This window comes from Janthinobacterium sp. EB271-G4-7A (genome assembly GCF_020858075.1).
Lineage (GTDB): Bacteria > Pseudomonadota > Gammaproteobacteria > Burkholderiales > Burkholderiaceae_D > Janthinobacterium > Janthinobacterium lividum.
Window position 1 is genome coordinate 1,872,194 of sequence record NZ_JACYMI010000001.1, and the last position, 15,846, is coordinate 1,888,039.

Annotated in this window: 18 protein-coding genes; 13 read left to right on the forward strand and 5 right to left on the reverse strand. The window is 64.6% G+C overall.

Going from position 1 to position 15,846, the window contains the following annotated elements; translation table 11 throughout:
• The first annotated feature begins 53 nt into the window (after window positions 1-53).
• Complete coding sequence (gene glpK / locus IGS58_RS08470) at window positions 54-1,547, forward strand: glycerol kinase GlpK (RefSeq protein ID WP_070256603.1); 1,494 nt, start codon at window positions 54-56, stop codon at window positions 1,545-1,547.
• Window positions 1,548-1,754: 207 nt separating this feature from the next.
• The gene (locus tag IGS58_RS08475; RefSeq protein WP_230521082.1) at window positions 1,755-1,955 is read left to right on the forward strand and encodes a hypothetical protein; all 201 of its coding nucleotides are present in this window, start codon (window positions 1,755-1,757) and stop codon (window positions 1,953-1,955) included.
• Here IGS58_RS08475 and IGS58_RS08480 read toward each other — a convergent pair.
• Both IGS58_RS08480 and IGS58_RS08485 read right to left on the reverse strand, forming a co-directional pair.
• Window positions 1,940-2,500: a YdcF family protein gene (locus IGS58_RS08480; protein ID WP_230521083.1), complete on the reverse strand. Its 561-nt coding sequence runs from the start codon at window positions 2,498-2,500 to the stop codon at window positions 1,940-1,942. The genes IGS58_RS08475 and IGS58_RS08480 overlap by 16 nt on opposite strands.
• Window positions 2,501-2,554: 54 nt before the next feature.
• Window positions 2,555-3,199, reverse strand: a complete 645-nt coding sequence (locus IGS58_RS08485) for a cysteine hydrolase family protein (RefSeq protein ID WP_070256606.1) — start codon at window positions 3,197-3,199, stop codon at window positions 2,555-2,557.
• A 143-nt stretch (window positions 3,200-3,342) separates the two neighbouring features.
• Between IGS58_RS08485 and IGS58_RS08490 the strand changes: the two genes are divergently transcribed.
• The gene (locus IGS58_RS08490; protein WP_081345631.1) at window positions 3,343-4,305 is read left to right on the forward strand and encodes a GlxA family transcriptional regulator; all 963 of its coding nucleotides are present in this window, start codon (window positions 3,343-3,345) and stop codon (window positions 4,303-4,305) included.
• On the opposite strand, the gene IGS58_RS08495 is transcribed toward IGS58_RS08490, so the two are convergent.
• Window positions 4,288-5,148, reverse strand: a complete 861-nt coding sequence (locus tag IGS58_RS08495; RefSeq protein ID WP_230521084.1) for a hypothetical protein — start codon at window positions 5,146-5,148, stop codon at window positions 4,288-4,290. The two genes, IGS58_RS08490 and IGS58_RS08495, sit on opposite strands and share 18 nt — an antisense overlap.
• A 125-nt stretch (window positions 5,149-5,273) precedes the next feature.
• Here IGS58_RS08495 and IGS58_RS08500 point away from each other — a divergent pair, with 125 nt between their 5' ends.
• The gene (locus IGS58_RS08500; RefSeq protein ID WP_070256609.1) at window positions 5,274-6,038 is read left to right on the forward strand and encodes an AraC family transcriptional regulator; all 765 of its coding nucleotides are present in this window, start codon (window positions 5,274-5,276) and stop codon (window positions 6,036-6,038) included.
• A gap of 58 nt (window positions 6,039-6,096) precedes the next feature.
• Complete coding sequence (locus IGS58_RS08505; RefSeq protein ID WP_230521085.1) at window positions 6,097-7,032, forward strand: DMT family transporter; 936 nt, start codon at window positions 6,097-6,099, stop codon at window positions 7,030-7,032.
• On the opposite strand, the gene IGS58_RS08510 is transcribed toward IGS58_RS08505, so the two are convergent.
• Both IGS58_RS08510 and IGS58_RS08515 read right to left on the reverse strand, forming a co-directional pair.
• The gene (locus IGS58_RS08510; RefSeq protein WP_034754978.1) at window positions 7,007-7,354 is read right to left on the reverse strand and encodes a hypothetical protein; all 348 of its coding nucleotides are present in this window, start codon (window positions 7,352-7,354) and stop codon (window positions 7,007-7,009) included. The two genes, IGS58_RS08505 and IGS58_RS08510, sit on opposite strands and share 26 nt — an antisense overlap.
• Window positions 7,355-7,502: 148 nt before the next feature.
• The gene (locus tag IGS58_RS08515) at window positions 7,503-8,003 is read right to left on the reverse strand and encodes an Lrp/AsnC ligand binding domain-containing protein (protein ID WP_070222192.1); all 501 of its coding nucleotides are present in this window, start codon (window positions 8,001-8,003) and stop codon (window positions 7,503-7,505) included.
• Between the two features lie 105 nt (window positions 8,004-8,108).
• On the opposite strand from IGS58_RS08515, the gene IGS58_RS08520 reads away from it, so the two are divergent.
• The 8 genes from IGS58_RS08520 to IGS58_RS08555 all read left to right on the forward strand — a co-directional run bounded on the left by IGS58_RS08520 (window position 8,109) and on the right by IGS58_RS08555 (window position 15,846).
• Entirely contained in the window at window positions 8,109-9,398 is a 1,290-nt protein-coding gene (locus tag IGS58_RS08520; RefSeq protein ID WP_034783073.1) for a D-amino acid dehydrogenase, read from the forward strand.
• Window positions 9,399-9,411: 13 nt separating this feature from the next.
• Window positions 9,412-10,530 (forward strand): alanine racemase, encoded by a 1,119-nt coding sequence (gene alr / locus IGS58_RS08525; protein WP_230521086.1) that lies wholly within the window; start codon window positions 9,412-9,414, stop codon window positions 10,528-10,530.
• Window positions 10,531-10,617: 87 nt separating this feature from the next.
• Entirely contained in the window at window positions 10,618-11,175 is a 558-nt protein-coding gene (locus IGS58_RS08530; protein ID WP_070280283.1) for an NADPH-dependent FMN reductase, read from the forward strand.
• Window positions 11,176-11,337: 162 nt separating this feature from the next.
• The gene (locus tag IGS58_RS08535) at window positions 11,338-12,888 is read left to right on the forward strand and encodes a sensor domain-containing diguanylate cyclase (RefSeq protein ID WP_230521087.1); all 1,551 of its coding nucleotides are present in this window, start codon (window positions 11,338-11,340) and stop codon (window positions 12,886-12,888) included.
• A 135-nt stretch (window positions 12,889-13,023) separates the two neighbouring features.
• Entirely contained in the window at window positions 13,024-13,560 is a 537-nt protein-coding gene (locus tag IGS58_RS08540; RefSeq protein ID WP_230521088.1) for a hypothetical protein, read from the forward strand.
• A gap of 41 nt (window positions 13,561-13,601) precedes the next feature.
• The gene (locus tag IGS58_RS08545; protein WP_092605841.1) at window positions 13,602-14,027 is read left to right on the forward strand and encodes a hypothetical protein; all 426 of its coding nucleotides are present in this window, start codon (window positions 13,602-13,604) and stop codon (window positions 14,025-14,027) included.
• Between the two features lie 120 nt (window positions 14,028-14,147).
• Entirely contained in the window at window positions 14,148-14,486 is a 339-nt protein-coding gene (locus tag IGS58_RS08550) for a hypothetical protein (protein WP_230521089.1), read from the forward strand.
• Between the two features lies 1 nt (window position 14,487).
• Entirely contained in the window at window positions 14,488-15,846 is a 1,359-nt protein-coding gene (locus IGS58_RS08555) for a TolC family protein (RefSeq protein WP_230521090.1), read from the forward strand.

Sequence of the window (15,846 nt, forward strand, 5' to 3'; positions counted from 1 at the left end):
CGGAGTGAACACCCTCCGTGCCTGTTTTTACCCGCTTTTCGCACCACCAGACAATGACCAAATACATACTTGCTTTAGATCAGGGCACCACCAGTTCGCGCGCCATCCTGTTCGACCATGCGGGCCGGCCGCACGCCAGCGCGCAGCGCGAGTTTCGCCAGATTTTCCCCCAGCCGGGCTGGGTCGAGCATGATGCGGGCGAAATCTGGGCGTCGCAAGAGGGCGTGCTGCAGCAGGTCTTGCGCGACAGCGGCGTGGCCGCTTCCGACGTGGCCGCCATCGGCGTGACCAACCAGCGCGAAACGACGGTGCTGTGGGAGCGCACCACGGGCGAACCCGTCGCCAATGCCATCGTCTGGCAAGACCGCAGAAATGCGGCTTACTGCGAGCAACTGGTCGAGCAGGGCAAGGCGGACTTGATCCAGCAAAAAACGGGTCTCGTGCTGGACGCCTATTTTTCCGCCACCAAACTCAAATGGCTGCTCGACAACGTTCCCGGCGCCCGCGCGCGCGCCGAGCGGGGAGAGCTGGCTTTCGGCACCGTCGACAGCTGGCTGATCTACAAAATGAGCGGCGCCCATTTGACGGACACGAGCAACGCGGCGCGCACCATGCTGTTCAATATCCACACCCTGCAATGGGACACGGACCTGCTGGCGCTGCTGGACATTCCCGCCTCCCTGCTGCCCGATGTCGTGCCGTCGAGCGGCGTGGCGGCGCACACCTATACCGACTTGCTGGGCGTGCCCGTGCCGATCGCCGGCATCGCGGGCGACCAGCAGGCGGCGACTTTCGGCCAGGCCTGTCTGAAACCGGGCATGGCAAAGAATACCTACGGCACGGGCTGCTTCATGCTGATGAACGTGGGCAAGCGCCCCTTGCCATCGAAAAACCGGCTGCTGACGACGGTGGGCTGGAGCCTGGGCGCGGGCAGCGACAAGACCGATTATTTGCTGGAAGGCAGCGCCTTCATCGCCGGTGCGGCCGTGCAATGGATGCGCGATGGCATCGGTATCATCCGCGACTCGTCCGAAGTGGAAGCCTTGGCCACCAGCGTGCCCGATTCGGGCGGCCTCGTCTTTGTGCCCGCGTTCGCGGGCCTGGGTGCGCCGTACTGGGACCCGTATGCGCGCGGCACCCTGATCGGCATCACGCGCGGCACGGGCAAGGCGCATATCGCGCGCGCGGCGCTCGAGGGCGTGGCTTACCAGAACGTGGACGTGCTGTCGGCCATGCAGGATGACGCGGGCATCGCCTTGAGCGAGCTGCGCGTTGACGGCGGCGCGGCCCGCAACGACATGCTGATGCAGTTTCAGGCCGACATCCTGAATGTGCCCGTGGTGCGTCCCGTGGTGACGGAAACGACGGCCCTGGGCGCCGCCTACCTGGCGGGCCTGGCCGTGGGTTTCTGGGAATCGCAGGAAGAAATCGCCGCCCAGTGGCAGGTGGGACGCCGCTTCGAACCGGCCATGGCGGCCGACGAGCGCTTGAGCCGGCTGCACAAGTGGCAGCGCGCCGTGGAGCGCTCGCGCGACTGGAGCGAGTGACTGCTCACTGGCCTGGCCTGGCCTTGCCATCAGCCTTGCCACCCGCTTCAGCAGGCCCGGCAGTAACAGGGCCGCGCTGGCGGCGCACAGGGTGCTGGCGGCATAGGCAAGGCTCGCCATGATCGATTGCGTTGCAAATGCCAGCGCGAAACTGCCATATAGCACCGCGGCGCACAGCGCGCCCGCGCAGGCCGACAGCCAGTGGCCATGCGCCACGTCCACACGCCGCGCCAGCGCGCCAAAGGCGGCGATGCACAGCCCCAGCATCAGCACGCCAAACAGGTACAGGCTTGCAGCAGCGCCAATCGGCTCCGCATCGGCGGCGGCCATCGATGGCACTGCGCATACGGCCACCAGGCTAAAACCGGCGGCAAAGGCAAGTATCTTCATGTTCAGGATTTCACGTAATACACAAGGTAGCCCACGGTTTCCCTGGGAACGGAATACAGGTCGCGCAGCTCGAAATAGGGCGCGTGCACGTTGCCGCTGACGGCGATGCCGCTGCGCTCCAGCGCCAGCCGGAAGCGGGGCACGTGAAAATATTGCGTGGCAACCATGGCCGTGCGCCAGCCATGCTGGCGCATCAGGGCCGCCGCATTGCGGGCCGTGGCGTCCGTGGTCCAGCCTTGATTATCCTCAAGGATGGCGCTGGCCGGCACCCCGCGCGACTGCAGGTAGCGGGCCATGGAAGCGGCCTCGTCAAAACCTTCCTTGCCCGTGGCCCCGCTGACGAGGATGCGCGGCGCCCGGTGTTCCTGGAATTGCTTGAGCGCCACGTCGAGTCGTGCCTGCAGGCGGGGGCTGGGCGTGCCGTCGGGCAGGATCGTGTTGCCCGGCACGACGATCACGTCGGCGGGGGCCAGCCGGTCGTTGAGTCCTGCCAGCACCAGGGCGGCGGTGGCCAGCAGGAACAGACCGGCAACGCTTGAACCGAGCAGTATTATTTTTCGCATTGCGCATCATCAAGTAAGGAATGGACGCATGATACCCGTCCATTCCCGCCGGCGTCAGTTCGCCTGCGCCTTGCGCGCGCGCTGGTTCGACAGGTAAATATTGTCCTTTTCCAGCGGCTTGCCCTCGCGCACGGCAGCGAGCCAGTCCTGCGTGCTGGCGACGGCGGCGAAATTCGAGTGGAACACGGCGCTGAAGACGCGGTGGATTTCCTCGGCGCTGGCCGTGCCGCCCGCGTTGGCGTAGGGCAGGGTGCCAGTGGCGTCCTGCAGGAATTCGACTTGCAGGCCGTCGTGCGCGGCGTGGTAGATGGTGGCCGCGTCGCAATTGTGCGTCATGTAGCCGACCACCGTCAGGGTATCGATGCCGTGGCCCTCCAGCCAGGCGCGCAGGTCCGTGCCCGCAAACGCGCTGCCCATGCTCTTGTTGATGCGATGGTCGGCGGCAAACGCGGCCACTTGCGGGTGCAGCTGCCAGCCGTCGCTGCCTTTTGCAAAGATGGGAGAAGCTTCCGGCGCATCGTGCTGGACGACGATGACGGGCACGCCGGCGGCGCGGGCGGCGGCCATGGCGGTGACGATGTTGGGCAGAGAAATATCGACGGACGGATATTCGATGGGCATGTCGCCCGTGAAGTATTCATTTTGTACATCGATGACGAGCAGGGCGCGGCGCGGGGTGGTGGATGTTGTGGCAGACATGGATAACTCCTGGCATGGTTGAACGGGGAAGGGCTTCCCCGATACCGTCATTGTCTGCCCGCATGCTGTCAATAAAAAGTGGCCCGAAGGCCTGTATGCGATAAAATCGGGCCATGACTACTATTCCCGCTTCTGCCTCTCCCTTGAGCGTGGCCGTGATCGCCTTCGACGGCATGACGCCATTTCACTTGTCCGTGCCTTGCCTCGTGTTTGGCGCCCAGACGGACGAGGCCGATCTGCCGCCTTTCCACGTGCGCGTGTGCGCCGCCGATCCCGCGCCCTTGCGCACGGCGGCCGGTTTTGCCATTACACCCGAGTTCGGCCTGGAAGGATTGGACGGGGCCGATATCGTCATCATGCCGGCCTGGCACGACGATTGCCGCGCTGCGACGGCACCCCTGGTCGATGCGCTGCAGGCCGCCAGCCGGCGCGGGGCGCGCATGGTGGGCCTGTGCCTGGGCGCGTTTCCCCTGGCGCAGGCGGGCTTGTTGGATGGCAAGAGCGCAGCCACGCACTGGGGCATGGCGGACCGGCTGGCGGCCCGCTATCCCAGGGTCAGGGTGGACCGGGAAGTGCTGTACGTGGATGATGGCGGCGTGCTCACGTCGGCGGGCGTGGCGGCCGGCCTCGATTGCTGTTTGTACCTGCTGCGCCAGCTGGCCGGCGCCGAGGTGGCCAACCGCGTGGCGCGCCGGCTGCTGGTGGCACCGCACCGCCAGGGCGGGCAGGCGCAATTCATCGCGCGTCCGTTGCCCGTGTCCGGCAGCGAAGGGCGCTTTGCCGACGTGCTCGCCTGCGTGACGGCCAGCCTGGGCCAGGCGCACAGCATCGACGCGCTGGCCGAACGGGCCGCCATGAGCCGGCGCAATTTCACGCGCCACTTCCGCCAGGCGACAGGAACGTCGTTCAAGCAGTGGTTGTTGAACCAGCGCCTGGCGCATGCGCAAGGCATGCTGGAGAAAAGCGCCGCCTCGATCGATGTCGTGGCGCAAGAGGCCGGCTTCGGCACGGCCCTGTCGCTGCGCCAGCATTTCCAGGCGAATTTGAAGACGTCGCCCTCGGCGTATCGCAAGTTGTTCCGGCAGCAGCTAGGCCAGCTCGCTTGACCATAGCGCCACCGGGTCGCGGCTGCCCTGCGGCAGCATCGCGCTGACGCCGATTTGCCGCGCAATGAAGGCGGCCGGCTCGAAGGCGTAGCGCTCCTGGAAGGACACGGTTTCCGCGCTCATCAGTTCGGCGTAGGTCTGCATCAGGGTCGAAGCGCAACGGTAGTTTTCCTGCTCCAGATAGGTGGCGATGGCGGCCAGCAGCACGGGGTAATCGGCATTTTCCTTGCTGCCGCCAAAGTTGAACGACAGCTGCCCGCAGGCGCGCCAGATGGGATCAAATTCCCCCTCCGGCACCGCCTGCGTGCGCAGCCATTGCAAAGCCTTGAATGGCGGGCCGCCAAACGATGGCGGCGAAATGATGGCCTGGATGGCCACCTTGACGGCTTCCCCGATTCTTCCCGCGCGCACGTACTGGCCATGCAGCAGCACCAGGGCGTCCGTGTATTCGGGCACGATGGCGAGCGCCGCTTCCAGCAGCGCGATGGCCGCGTTCGGGTTGCGCTGAGTAATCAATTCCTTGGCTGCCAGGAAGGCGGCGCGCGGCGAAGCGGGGTCGTCGGCCAGCGATGGCGTGCCGACATACTCGTCCTCCGCTGCTGCATGGGCTTGCAGAAACGCCGTCAGGCTGGAAAAATGCGGCTGGATGCGCCATTCGTCGTGCCACGTTTCGACCACGATCGGTTCGCACGCTTCGCGGCCGATGGGCCAGTACAGGCCGAAAGTGTCGCCGTTGCCCAGCGCCCCTTCGGCGAACGGGGTGAAGCCGAGCGGTGGATACGCAGTCGTGTGTTGCCAGTCTTGTTCGACGGAGATGTGGGCGAGGTTTGCGGGTCGTTGCATGGAGGTAGGGAAGGATAAAACGCCAGTGTAGGGCAAGCGGGCAGCGTCAGGCGCGCGTATCGCACGGCCTGCAAGCAATAACTGAACTGATAAAATAGGGGATTCTTTGCCCAGGCGGCCTCGCCATGTCCAGCACACTCCACTCTGCCATCGACCTCAGCTTTCGCAGCTATGCGGAAATTGGCGCGCCGAACCGGCATGATTTCGTGCAATTGGTGTTGCCCGTGCACGGCCAGCTGCTGCTGGAAATCGACGGCAGGGAGGGAAAAGTCGATACGCAGCTCGGCGTGGTGATACCGGCTTACACCTGGCATGCCCAGCATAGCAAGGTGGCCAACCATTCCATCATCCTCGACGTGGATGCGGCTGCCGTGGCCAGCGGTAGCTGGCAGCGCCTGCTGGAACGTCCCTATACGGCGATCGGACTAGGCGCCCGCAAGCTGATTGACTATCTGGGCGTCATGGCGCAGCAGCAGGCGCTGACGCCGGCCATCGTCACGGGCTGGACGCCGCTATTGCTCGATACCTTGCTGCTGGGAGAGCCGCAACCGCGCTCGCGCCTGGGCGCGCTGATTGCCCGCGTGCAAGCCGAGCCGGGATTGCCGTGGTCGACGGCGTCAATGGCGCGCTTTGCCAGCCTGAGCGTCAGCCGCCTGCACGCGCTGTTCCGCGAAGAGCAGGGCAGCAGTCCGCATGCCTGGTTGTTGCAGCAGCGCATAGTACGGGCTTGCGAATTGCTTGCCGCCAGCGACGCCAGCCTCGCCGAGATCGCGCTGGCGGCCGGGTTTTCCGAGCAGAGCGCGCTGACGCGTGCCATGCGTGCCAGCATGGATGTCACGCCAGCGGCCTACCGGCGCGCATGTCGCGAGAAACGGTCAATAAGGCAGTAGCTGGCGCCAAGAATAGACGCGGCAGAGTTGCCACAATCTCCTTTTCAGGAGATTGACCATGCATCAAGAGAACAAGAGCGGGCTGGGCATGCTGGCCGGCATAGCCGCGGGCGCACTGTGGGGGCTGGTATTCCTGGCGCCGGCGCTGATCCCCGCCTTCCAGCCGCTGGAACTGTCCGTGGGCCGCTACCTGGCGTATGGGTTGATCGCGGCCGTGCTGGTCGCGCCGTCGTGGCGGCGCCTGCTGCACACCTTGACCTGGCGCGAATGGCGCGGGCTGATCTGGCTCAGCCTGACAGGCAATATCGTGTATTACGTGCTGCTGGCCAGCGCCGTGCAGACGGGCGGCGTGGCCATGACGTCGATGGTGATCGGCTTGCTGCCGCTGGTCGTCACACTCGTGGGCAGCCGCGACCGGCATGCCGTGCCGCTGCGCAAATTGATCCCTTCACTGCTGCTGAGCGCGGGTGGGCTGGCCTGCATCAGCTGGCAGTCGCTGGCGCATCCGGGACACTCGTCCCTGCTGGGGTTGCTATGTGCCCTGGCGGCGCTGCTGTCGTGGACGGTATATGCGGTCGGCAACAGCCGCTGGCTGGGGCGGCTGCGCTCGGTCTCGGCGCAGGAATGGAATTCGCTGACGGGCGTGGTCACGGGCGCTGCCGCGCTGCTGCTGGCCATTCCCGTCGCGCTTGCCGCACCCGCCCAGCATGGCGGCACGGCCTGGCTGCAGTTTGCCGGCGTCGTCACGGGTGTCGCACTGCTGTGTTCCGTCGTCGGCAATGGCTTGTGGAACCATGCCAGCCGCGTCTTGCCGCTGACCCTGATGGGGCAGATGATTGTCTTTGAATTCCTGTTTGCCTTGCTGTACGGTTACTTGTGGGAGCAGCGCTGGCCCACGCTGGCCGAGGCGGCGGCCACCATGCTGTTGCTGGCAGGCGTGGCAGCATGCGCCGCAGCGCACCGGCCGCCTACTTGCGCGGCTCGTGTATCCTGAATTTCCGCACGATGCCCGCCTGGTCGAACATGACGGCCACTTCGCGCGTGCCCTTTTCGCCCAGCAGGGGGATCAGCCGCGTCACCTTGGGCGCTTGCAGCTGGTTCTTGTAGACCCAGACTTCATAGCCGGGATCGAAGCTGACGACGGTGGCGTTGCCCAGGGCCGCGTCGAGGTCGAGGCGGGTGGTCTTGCCCACCTTGATGTTCTGATAGATGGCGCCATTGTCCGGCGCGCGGTTGACCTTGTATTCACTGGCGGTGCACATGGCCACGGCCAGGCCCGCGAGGCAGGAAGCTGCCAGTTTTATCAATGTGTTCATATGGACTCCCAGTGTGCATCACTGCTTCCAATCTCAGAGGGGACGGGCGTGATGTCAGGACAGGAGTGTGCTTGTGTCGCCGCGAATGTGCTACAAGATTATACAAAGGTGCAAAATTTGATGCTGTCGGTACCGGCAGGCGGTACCTTCACCGATTTTGCAGCACGTCGGTCGACAGCGCCAGGGTTTCCTTGATTTCTTCCATCACCACATAGCTTTTCGATTGCGCGGCGCCGGGCAGCTGCAGCAGCATGTCGCCCAGCAGCTTGCGGTACTCGGCCATTTCATGGATGCGCGCCTTGATCAGGTAATCGAAGTCGCCCGACACCAGGTGGCATTCCTGCACTTCGGGAATCTGCAGCACTTCGCGGCGGAATTGCTCGAAGGCGGACGCGGATTTTTGATTCAGCGTAATCTCTACAAAGACGAGCAGCTTGGCGCCCAGCGCGGCCGGGTTCACCTTGGCATGGTAGCCCGTGATGACGCCGTCGCGTTCCATGCGCTTGACCCGCTCGATGCAGGGCGTGATGGATAGTCCCACCTGTTCGCCCAGGTCTTTCATCGAGATACGGCCATCCTGTTGCAGGATGCGCAGGATGTGGCGATCCAGCTTGTCGAGGCCACGTGCCGATTCTTTAAGGATTCTCATGATTTATTGCTGAATATCTCGATTTATACGTGAACAAATACTGGCTCTTTCCCAATATGATAGCGGTTAATCTGGCGTCAGCCTAAAAAATATAATGAGGAAACTATGCGTATCGTGATTCTGGGTAGCGGCGTCATCGGCGTCACCAGTGCTTACTATCTGGCCAAGGCAGGACATGAGGTGACCGTCATCGACCGCCAGCCGGGCCCGGCACTGGAAACCAGCTTCGCGAATGCGGGGCAAATCTCGCCCGGCTACGCTTCGCCATGGGCTGCGCCCGGCATTCCCCTGAAAGCCGTGAAGTGGATGATGCAGCGCCACGCACCGCTGGCTATCTCGCTCGACGGCAGCGCCGCCCAGCTCAAGTGGATGTGGCAGATGTTGCGTAATTGCACACCGGAAGCGTATGCGGTGAACAAGGAACGCATGGTGCGCCTGGCCGAATACAGCCGCGATTGCTTCAAGGTGCTGCGCGCCGAGGCCGGCATCACGTATGAAGGCCGCCAGCAAGGCACGATGCAATTGTTCCGCACCGAAAAGCAATACAACGACGCCGCCAAGGATATCGAAGTGTTGAAAGACGCGGGCGTGCCGTATGAAGTGCTGCAGCGCAACGAGCTGTCGCGCGCCGAACCGGCCCTGGAAGCGGTCAAGGATAAGTTGTTCGGCGGCTTGCGCCTGCCCAACGATGAAACGGGCGATTGCCAGCTGTTTACCACGCGCCTGTCCGAAATGGCCGTGGCACTGGGCGTGAAGTTCCGCTATGGCGTTGCCATCGATGCATTGCTGACCCAGGGCGATGAAATCGCTGGCGTGCAATGTGGCGCGGAAATCGTCAAGGCCGACTCCTACGTCGTGGCGCTCGGTTCCTATTCGACGGGCTTCATGAAGCCGCTGCTCGACATCCCCGTGTATCCGCTGAAGGGCTATTCGATCACCGTGCCTATCGTCAACGCGGCCAAGGCGCCCGTGTCGACCATCCTCGATGAAACCTACAAGATCGCCGTGACGCGTTTCGACGACCGCATCCGCGTGGGCGGCATGGCGGAAATCGCCGGCTACAACCTGAACCTGAACCCGCGCCGCCGCGAAACCCTGGAAATGGTCGTCAACGACCTGTTCCCCGGCGGCGGCAACACGGCCGAAGCCACCTTCTGGACGGGCTTGCGCCCGATGACGCCGGACGGCACGCCGATCGTCGGCCGCACGCCGCTGCGCAACCTGTTCCTCAATACGGGCCACGGCACCCTGGGCTGGACCATGTCCTGCGGCTCGGCGCAATTGCTGGCCGACCTGATGTCGTCGAAAAAGCCGGCCATCCTGGCCGACGACCTGTCCGTCAGCCGCTACAGCGGCGCGCAGGGCAATGGCAAACTGCAACACGCGGTGGCTTGAGATGGGGGCCAGCATGCCTCCAAAGGAACGTAGCGGCGCCATCCTGACGGTGGACCTCGACGCCGTGCGCGCCAACTACCGCTTGTTGCGCGACAAGGCGCATCCTGCCGCCTGCTCGGCCGTCGTGAAGTCCGACGCGTATGGCCTCGGCGCCGCGCAAGTGGGCGCGGCCCTGTATGAAGAAGGTTGCCGCCATTTCTTCGTGGCCCACCTGGAAGAGGGTATCAGCCTGCGCCCGCACGTGGCGCCGGACGCCGCCATCTTCGTGCTGCACGGCCCGCCCGTCGGCACGGAAGGCGAATTCACGGCCCATGGCTTGACGCCAGTGCTCAACAGCGAGCCCCAGGTGGCCGGCTGGCGCGCGCATGCGAAGGCGCTGGGCAGCACCCTGGACGCCATCGTGCAGGTCGACACTGGGATGTCGCGCATGGGCCTGTCGCCGCAGGAAATCGACGCCTGGCTGCTGGACCCGCATTTTCTCGACGGCATCAAGGTGCGCTACCTGATGAGCCACCTGGCCTGCGCCGACGAGCGCAGCAACCCCATGAATGGCGAGCAGCTGGCCCGTTTCACCGCCATCCGCGCCCGTTTGCCGCAGTACCGCGCCAGCCTGGCCAATTCCTCGGGCATCTTTTTATCCCCCGATTTCCACTTTGACCTGGTGCGTCCCGGTGCGGCCCTGTATGGCATCGGGCCGCAGGGCGGCGAACCGAATCCCCTGCGCTCCGTGGTGCGCCTGCAAGGCAAGGTCATGCAGACGCGCACGATTGCCGCCGGCGACCACGTGGGCTACAGCCGCCGCTACACGGCCAGCGAGCCGCGCCAGGTGGCCACTGTTTCCGTCGGCTACGCCGATGGCTGGCTGCGCAGCATGAGCAACCAGGGCCTGGCCATCGTCGACGGCGTGAAAGTGCCGCAGATCGGCGCCATCTCGATGGATTCCATCACGCTCGACGTGAGTGCCATCGCCCGGGAGCGCATCGCGCCGGGCAGCCTGGTCGACCTGATCTGCGCCGAACATCCGGTCGACGCGGTGGCGGCCATGGCCAATACCATCGGCTATGAAGTGCTGACGAACCTGGGCGGGCGCTATTACCGCGAATACCGGGGCTTGGCGCAGTCTGCACGCTAGAAGCGCAAAACCGATGATTGTGTGGCAAGATAGCTCCGGTGTGAACTCCACTCCGGGGCTTCTTTTTAATCATCATCGGGGATTTATATGAGTCAATATAACGTTGCTATCATCGTCGGCAGCCTGCGCAAGGATTCCTTCAACCGCAAACTGGCTGATGCGCTCGTCAAGCTGGCGCCGCCCGAATTTTCCTTCAAGCACATCGAAATTGGCGACTTGCCGTTGTACAACCAGGATGACGATGGCGCGCAGTCCGAGCAGGTGCTGCGTCTGAAGTCGGATATTTCTGCTTCGCAAGCTTTGCTCTTCCTCACCCCCGAATACAACCGCTCGATCCCCGGTGTGCTGAAAAACGCCCTCGACCACGGCTCGCGTCCGTATGGCCAGAGCGTGTGGGGCGGCAAGCCGGGCGCAGTGCTCGGCGTTTCCGTGGGCGCCACGGGCACGGCGCTGGCGCAGCAGCATTTGCGCAATGTGCTCGCTTACCTGGACGTGCCGCTGCTGGGACAACCGGAAATGTTCATCCAGGCCAAGGAAGGCCTGTTCGACGAGCATGGCGGCATCGGCCCGGCCAGCCTCGGTTTCTTCCAGGGCTGGATGCAGCGCTACACGGACTGGGTCCGCAAGCACGCCATCCACGCTTGACGCATATCAAGGCGGCAGCGCTCTGCGTTGCCGCTTGTACACATTCTTTGACCATGGATGCCAACATTTCAATATTGGCACGGGTGTCTCGGTATAATGCGCCCTTTCTTTAGCGCAATACTTTCTCTTGTCGACCCCATGTGGACTAAACCTGTTCTGCGCATGAATTTGCGCCGTTTGATCGTGCTCGTGGCCTTCGCCAGCGCCCTGGTGTCCCTGGCCAATACCTTCTATGCCAGCTACAGCGTGCAGCGCCAGTTGCTGATCGATACCACGCTGGAAGCGAACCACGCTTACGCGAGCAAACTGGCCAGCACGGCCGAGGACTTCCTGCAGTCGGCGCGCCAGCAGCTGGCCTACAGCGCTGGCAGCCTGCCATCGCGCATGGGCGACGAGCACTGGCTGACGGACGAGGCGCAGCGCCTGCGCCTGCAAACGAACAGCTTCAATTCCGTACTCATCGTCGATGCCCAGGGCAAGGTGCTGGGCGTGTCGCCGGAAACCCTGGCCTTGAAGAACCGCACGCTCGATTCGGCCGGTGCCGTGCAGGCGCTGCGCGAACGGCGCCCGCTGGTGACGCAGCCGTACGTCTCCTCGGCCGGCAACCTGGTGGTCTTCATTTCGCATCCCATCCTGGGCAAGGATGGCCGCTACCTCGGTTATGTGGGCGGCAGCATCTACCTGAAACAGAAAAACATCCTGTACACCATGCTGGGCCAGCATTACTACCGCGACGGTTCCTACCTGTACGTGGTCGACCAGAGCCGGCGCCTGCTGTACCACCCGGACCCCGAGCGCCTGGGCGACGTGGCCGGCAGCAATGAAGTCATCGATGCCATCATCGCGCAGCAGGGCGGCGGCAACCGGCGCATGCACAACAGCCTGGGCGTGGACATGCTGGCCGGCTACGCCATCATGCCGTCGACGGGCTGGGGCATCGTGGCGCAGCGCCCCACGGCCATGACCCTGGCCCCGCTGAACCAGCTGATGGCCAACACGGTATGGCATTCCCTGCCGATTGCCTTGCTGAGCCTGCCATTCATCTGGTGGCTGGCCAGCCTGATTTCGCGGCCCCTGGTGCAGCTGGCCGAGGGCGCGCGGCGCATGGATGCGCCCGGCACTGCCGAGCACATCGCCGCCATCCGCTCCTGGTACGTGGAGGCGGCGCAAATCAAGAAAGCCCTGCTGAAGGGCCTGGCGCTGTTGCAGAACAAGATCGGCAAGTTGAAGACGGACGTGCAGACGGACCCGCTGACGGGGCTGTCGAACCGGCGCGGCATGGCGGCGGCGCTGGATGCGTGGCAGGCACAGGCGCGGCCGTTTTCCGTCATCGCCATCGATATCGACCATTTCAAGCAAGTCAACGACCAGTGGGGCCATGCCGTGGGCGACGACGTCATCCTGCGCCTGGCGCAGCTGATGCGCGCCTGTTCGCGCGATGCCGACGTGCTGTGCCGCAATGGCGGCGATGAATTCATCATGCTGCTGCCTGATGCCGACCTCGACGTGGCCATGCAGGTGGCCGAGCGCTTGCGCGCCAAGGTGGCCGCCGCCGTGATTCCCGGCGCGGGCTTTGTCACGGTATCGCTGGGCGTCGTATCGTCGGAACAGGAGGCGGGCAATACGGACGCCGTGCTGCGCGCCGCCGATGCGGCCCTGTACGTGGCCAAGGAAAATGGGCGCAATTGCGTGGGCATCACGGAGCCCGCCTGACAGGCGGGCCGTGCGGCATGAACTGATACGCTGTTTTCTGTTGCATCTGAGCCTGTTTCGTTTGCCTGCCAGCGCTTACCATATAGCCCTGATGAGGTACAACGAGGATAACGGACATGGCAGGGTTGGATGTTGATGACGTTTGAGCAAGAACTTGGTATCCGCTGCGACGTCAATGGGCGGCCACACCCGCTGGCCTTCCTCGGATGCCGCGGACTCAACTATGGCCAGCACAGCGTGCTGCCGCTGCACCCATTTCGCCTGAGCGTGCCGGAAACGGCGCTGGCGGGCCTGCTCGACGAGCCGTTCAACAGTTTTATCCAGACTTGCCGTGAAGACGACCTGCAGGACGAGGAAAGCGACTTGCCCGAGCTGATGCAGGCCGGCTATCCCGACATCACGGCCATGCTGGCGGGCCACCGGCCGTTGCTGGCCGAAATGCTGTACGACTTCATGATCAGCGATTTGATGGACGCGATCGGGCGAGCCAGCGGCTACCGGAGCCAGGTTCCACGCTACTGGGGCGATGTGGAGGCGGCGGACAACCGCGCGTATTTCATCGTCAATGAAGTGGAGACAGTCTCCTTCGCCGATGGCCAGGTCATCTTCGAAGGGCAGGGCTACTACGGCGTCTATGTCATCTGGCTGACGCACGGCTGCCGGCGCAAATAGGGGCTTGACCTTCCTCATGTGGGAAGGTTTATAGTGGCGCCATGAACCGTGCCTTTTTCCGCTTTCTCGCCCGCTCGCTGCTCTGGCTGCTGGCCGTCACGCTGCCCATGCAGGGCTTTGCGTCGGCCATGCGCAGCTGCTGCGTGGACGAGCTGGCGGTCGCCGTCACGGTTGCCGTCGAGGCCATGCAGGCACCCCAGTGCCATGACATGGGCGACATGGCCGGCATGCACATGCAGGACCAGCCGATGAAAATGGCCATGGATGATGGCGGCGCCACGCACCACGGCCACGATTGCAGCAACCATGGCGCGTGTACGGTGGGCGCCACGGCGCCGCCCGGCATGCCAGCCTTGCACGCCTTGACCCTGCGCGCGCCGCCTCCCGCGCTGGCGCCCGATTCCCTGTTCGCCGGGCATATCCCGCCTGGTCCCGAACGTCCCCCGAGAAGCACGCGCTCCGCCTGACCGCCCGTTGAACCTGGCGGTGCCGCCGTCGCACGTCCCAGCATCTTGAGCCTTGCACCGGCCGCGCCAGCGTTCCAGTCGCGCGCCCGCCGCGCCACACCCTGTCATTCAAGGAATACCATGAAACACCTGTTCAGCCTCGCGCTGGCTGTACTGCCGCTGGCCGCCGCAGCGCAATCCCCGTCCGCCCCGCAAGAGGCGCAAGCATCCGTGCCGGCCACCACTTACCGCTCCGCCTTCGCCGGCTACCGTCCCGCCGCCGAGGACGACGCCACGCCCGACCAGGCCTGGCGCGCCCTCAACGAGAAAGTCGGCAAGGCCGGCGGCCACATGGGCATGATGAAGATGGAAGGCCACAAGATGGATGGCCACAAGATGCCGATGCAGCATGCCATGCCCAAGCCGGGTCCGAAGCCGGATGCCAAGCCGGCCCAGCAACACCAGCATGAAGGACACTGACATGGCCCGCTTCACAAAATCAACTTGCCTGACGCCGCTGGCGCTGGCGGCAATCTTGCTGCTGAGCGGCTGCGCCAGCTTCAGCCACGATGGCGGCATGCAGGCGGTGTCCGCGCTGGCCGACGCCCGCACGGGCGCTCCCGCGGCGCTGGCCGACAAGGGCGGCGAGGAAAAATTGGCTGCCCTGCTGGCCCAGCCCCTGGATGCCGACAGCGCCGTGCGCATCGCCCTGATGAACAACCACGGCATGAAGGTGGCGCTGGCCGAACTGGGCGCGTCCGAAGCGGATCTGGTGCAGGCGGGGCGCTTGCGCAATCCCGGCCTGTCGTTCGGCCGCTCGCATGGCAGCCATGGCAATGAAATCGACCGCAGCGTCAGCTTCGACCTGGCCGGCTTGCTGACCATGCCGATGCGCGTCAACATCGAGCGGGGCCGTTTCGAGCAAGCCAAGCTGCAGGCCGCCAATAGCGCCGTGCAATTGGCGTCGGACACGCGCCGCGCCTACTTCAATGCCGTGGCCGCCGTGCAGACGGAAGCTTTCATGCAGCGGGCGCTGCTGTCGGCCGAGGCGGGCGCTGAACTGGCCACGCGCTTGCAGCAGGCGGGCAACTGGAGCCGCCTCGACCAGGCGCGCCAGCAGGTGTTTTATGCGGACGCCGTCGGCGACCTGGCCCGCGCGCGGCACCAGGCCACGGCCACGCGCGAGCACCTGACGCGCTTGCTGGGCCTGTGGGGCAAGCAAACGGCCTTCACCTTGCCGTCGCGCTTGCCCGATTTGCCGGCCAAGCCAGCCGAGGCGGGCAATATCGAGGCGCAGGCGATGGAGCAGCGCCTCGACGTGCAAAGAGCGAAACTCGACGCGCATGCCACGGCCGACGCGCTGGGACTGGCCAAGGTGACGGGATTCGTCAACGTGCTCGACGTGGGCTATACCAACAAGAGCAGCAGCGAGGCGCCGCGCGAAAATGGCTATGAAGTGTCGCTGGAATTGCCCCTGTTCGACTGGGGCTCGGCGCGCAATGCCAAGGCGCAAGCGTTGTACGAGCAGTCGCTGCAGCGCACGGCGGGCACGGCGGTGCGGGCCCGCTCGGAAGTGCGCGAGGCTTATTCGAGCTACCGCACGGCCTATGACCTGGCGCGCCACTACCGCGATGAAGTTGTGCCGCTGCGCAAGACGATCTCGCATGAAGTATTGCTGCGTTACAACGGCATGCTGGCCAGCGTGTTCGAACTGCTGGCCGATGCGCGCGAACAGGTCGCCAGCGTCAACAGCGCCATCGAGACCCAGCGCGATTTCTGGATTGCGCAAACCGAACTGCAAGGCGCCATCAATGGCAGCGGCCCAGCCAACAAGGAATAA

What these genes read in the sequence shown, in the direction of transcription:
- IGS58_RS08540 (WP_230521088.1), top strand. Translation starts at nt 13,024, where the DNA reads ATGACGTTTGAGCAAGAACTTGGTATCCGCTGCGACGTCAATGGGCGG.
- IGS58_RS08505 (WP_230521085.1), top strand. Translation starts at nt 6,097, where the DNA reads ATGCATCAAGAGAACAAGAGCGGGCTGGGCATGCTGGCCGGCATAGCC.
- IGS58_RS08480 (WP_230521083.1), bottom strand. Translation starts at nt 2,500, where the DNA reads ATGCGAAAAATAATACTGCTCGGTTCAAGCGTTGCCGGTCTGTTCCTG.
- IGS58_RS08485 (WP_070256606.1), bottom strand. Translation starts at nt 3,199, where the DNA reads ATGTCTGCCACAACATCCACCACCCCGCGCCGCGCCCTGCTCGTCATC.
- glpK (WP_070256603.1), top strand. Translation starts at nt 54, where the DNA reads ATGACCAAATACATACTTGCTTTAGATCAGGGCACCACCAGTTCGCGC.
- IGS58_RS08515 (WP_070222192.1), bottom strand. Translation starts at nt 8,003, where the DNA reads ATGAGAATCCTTAAAGAATCGGCACGTGGCCTCGACAAGCTGGATCGC.
- IGS58_RS08495 (WP_230521084.1), bottom strand. Translation starts at nt 5,148, where the DNA reads ATGCAACGACCCGCAAACCTCGCCCACATCTCCGTCGAACAAGACTGG.
- IGS58_RS08475 (WP_230521082.1), top strand. Translation starts at nt 1,755, where the DNA reads ATGCGCCACGTCCACACGCCGCGCCAGCGCGCCAAAGGCGGCGATGCA.
- IGS58_RS08510 (WP_034754978.1), bottom strand. Translation starts at nt 7,354, where the DNA reads ATGAACACATTGATAAAACTGGCAGCTTCCTGCCTCGCGGGCCTGGCC.
- IGS58_RS08545 (WP_092605841.1), top strand. Translation starts at nt 13,602, where the DNA reads ATGAACCGTGCCTTTTTCCGCTTTCTCGCCCGCTCGCTGCTCTGGCTG.
- IGS58_RS08530 (WP_070280283.1), top strand. Translation starts at nt 10,618, where the DNA reads ATGAGTCAATATAACGTTGCTATCATCGTCGGCAGCCTGCGCAAGGAT.
- IGS58_RS08500 (WP_070256609.1), top strand. Translation starts at nt 5,274, where the DNA reads ATGTCCAGCACACTCCACTCTGCCATCGACCTCAGCTTTCGCAGCTAT.
- IGS58_RS08520 (WP_034783073.1), top strand. Translation starts at nt 8,109, where the DNA reads ATGCGTATCGTGATTCTGGGTAGCGGCGTCATCGGCGTCACCAGTGCT.
- IGS58_RS08535 (WP_230521087.1), top strand. Translation starts at nt 11,338, where the DNA reads ATGAATTTGCGCCGTTTGATCGTGCTCGTGGCCTTCGCCAGCGCCCTG.
- IGS58_RS08555 (WP_230521090.1), top strand. Translation starts at nt 14,488, where the DNA reads ATGGCCCGCTTCACAAAATCAACTTGCCTGACGCCGCTGGCGCTGGCG.
- IGS58_RS08550 (WP_230521089.1), top strand. Translation starts at nt 14,148, where the DNA reads ATGAAACACCTGTTCAGCCTCGCGCTGGCTGTACTGCCGCTGGCCGCC.
- alr (WP_230521086.1), top strand. Translation starts at nt 9,412, where the DNA reads ATGCCTCCAAAGGAACGTAGCGGCGCCATCCTGACGGTGGACCTCGAC.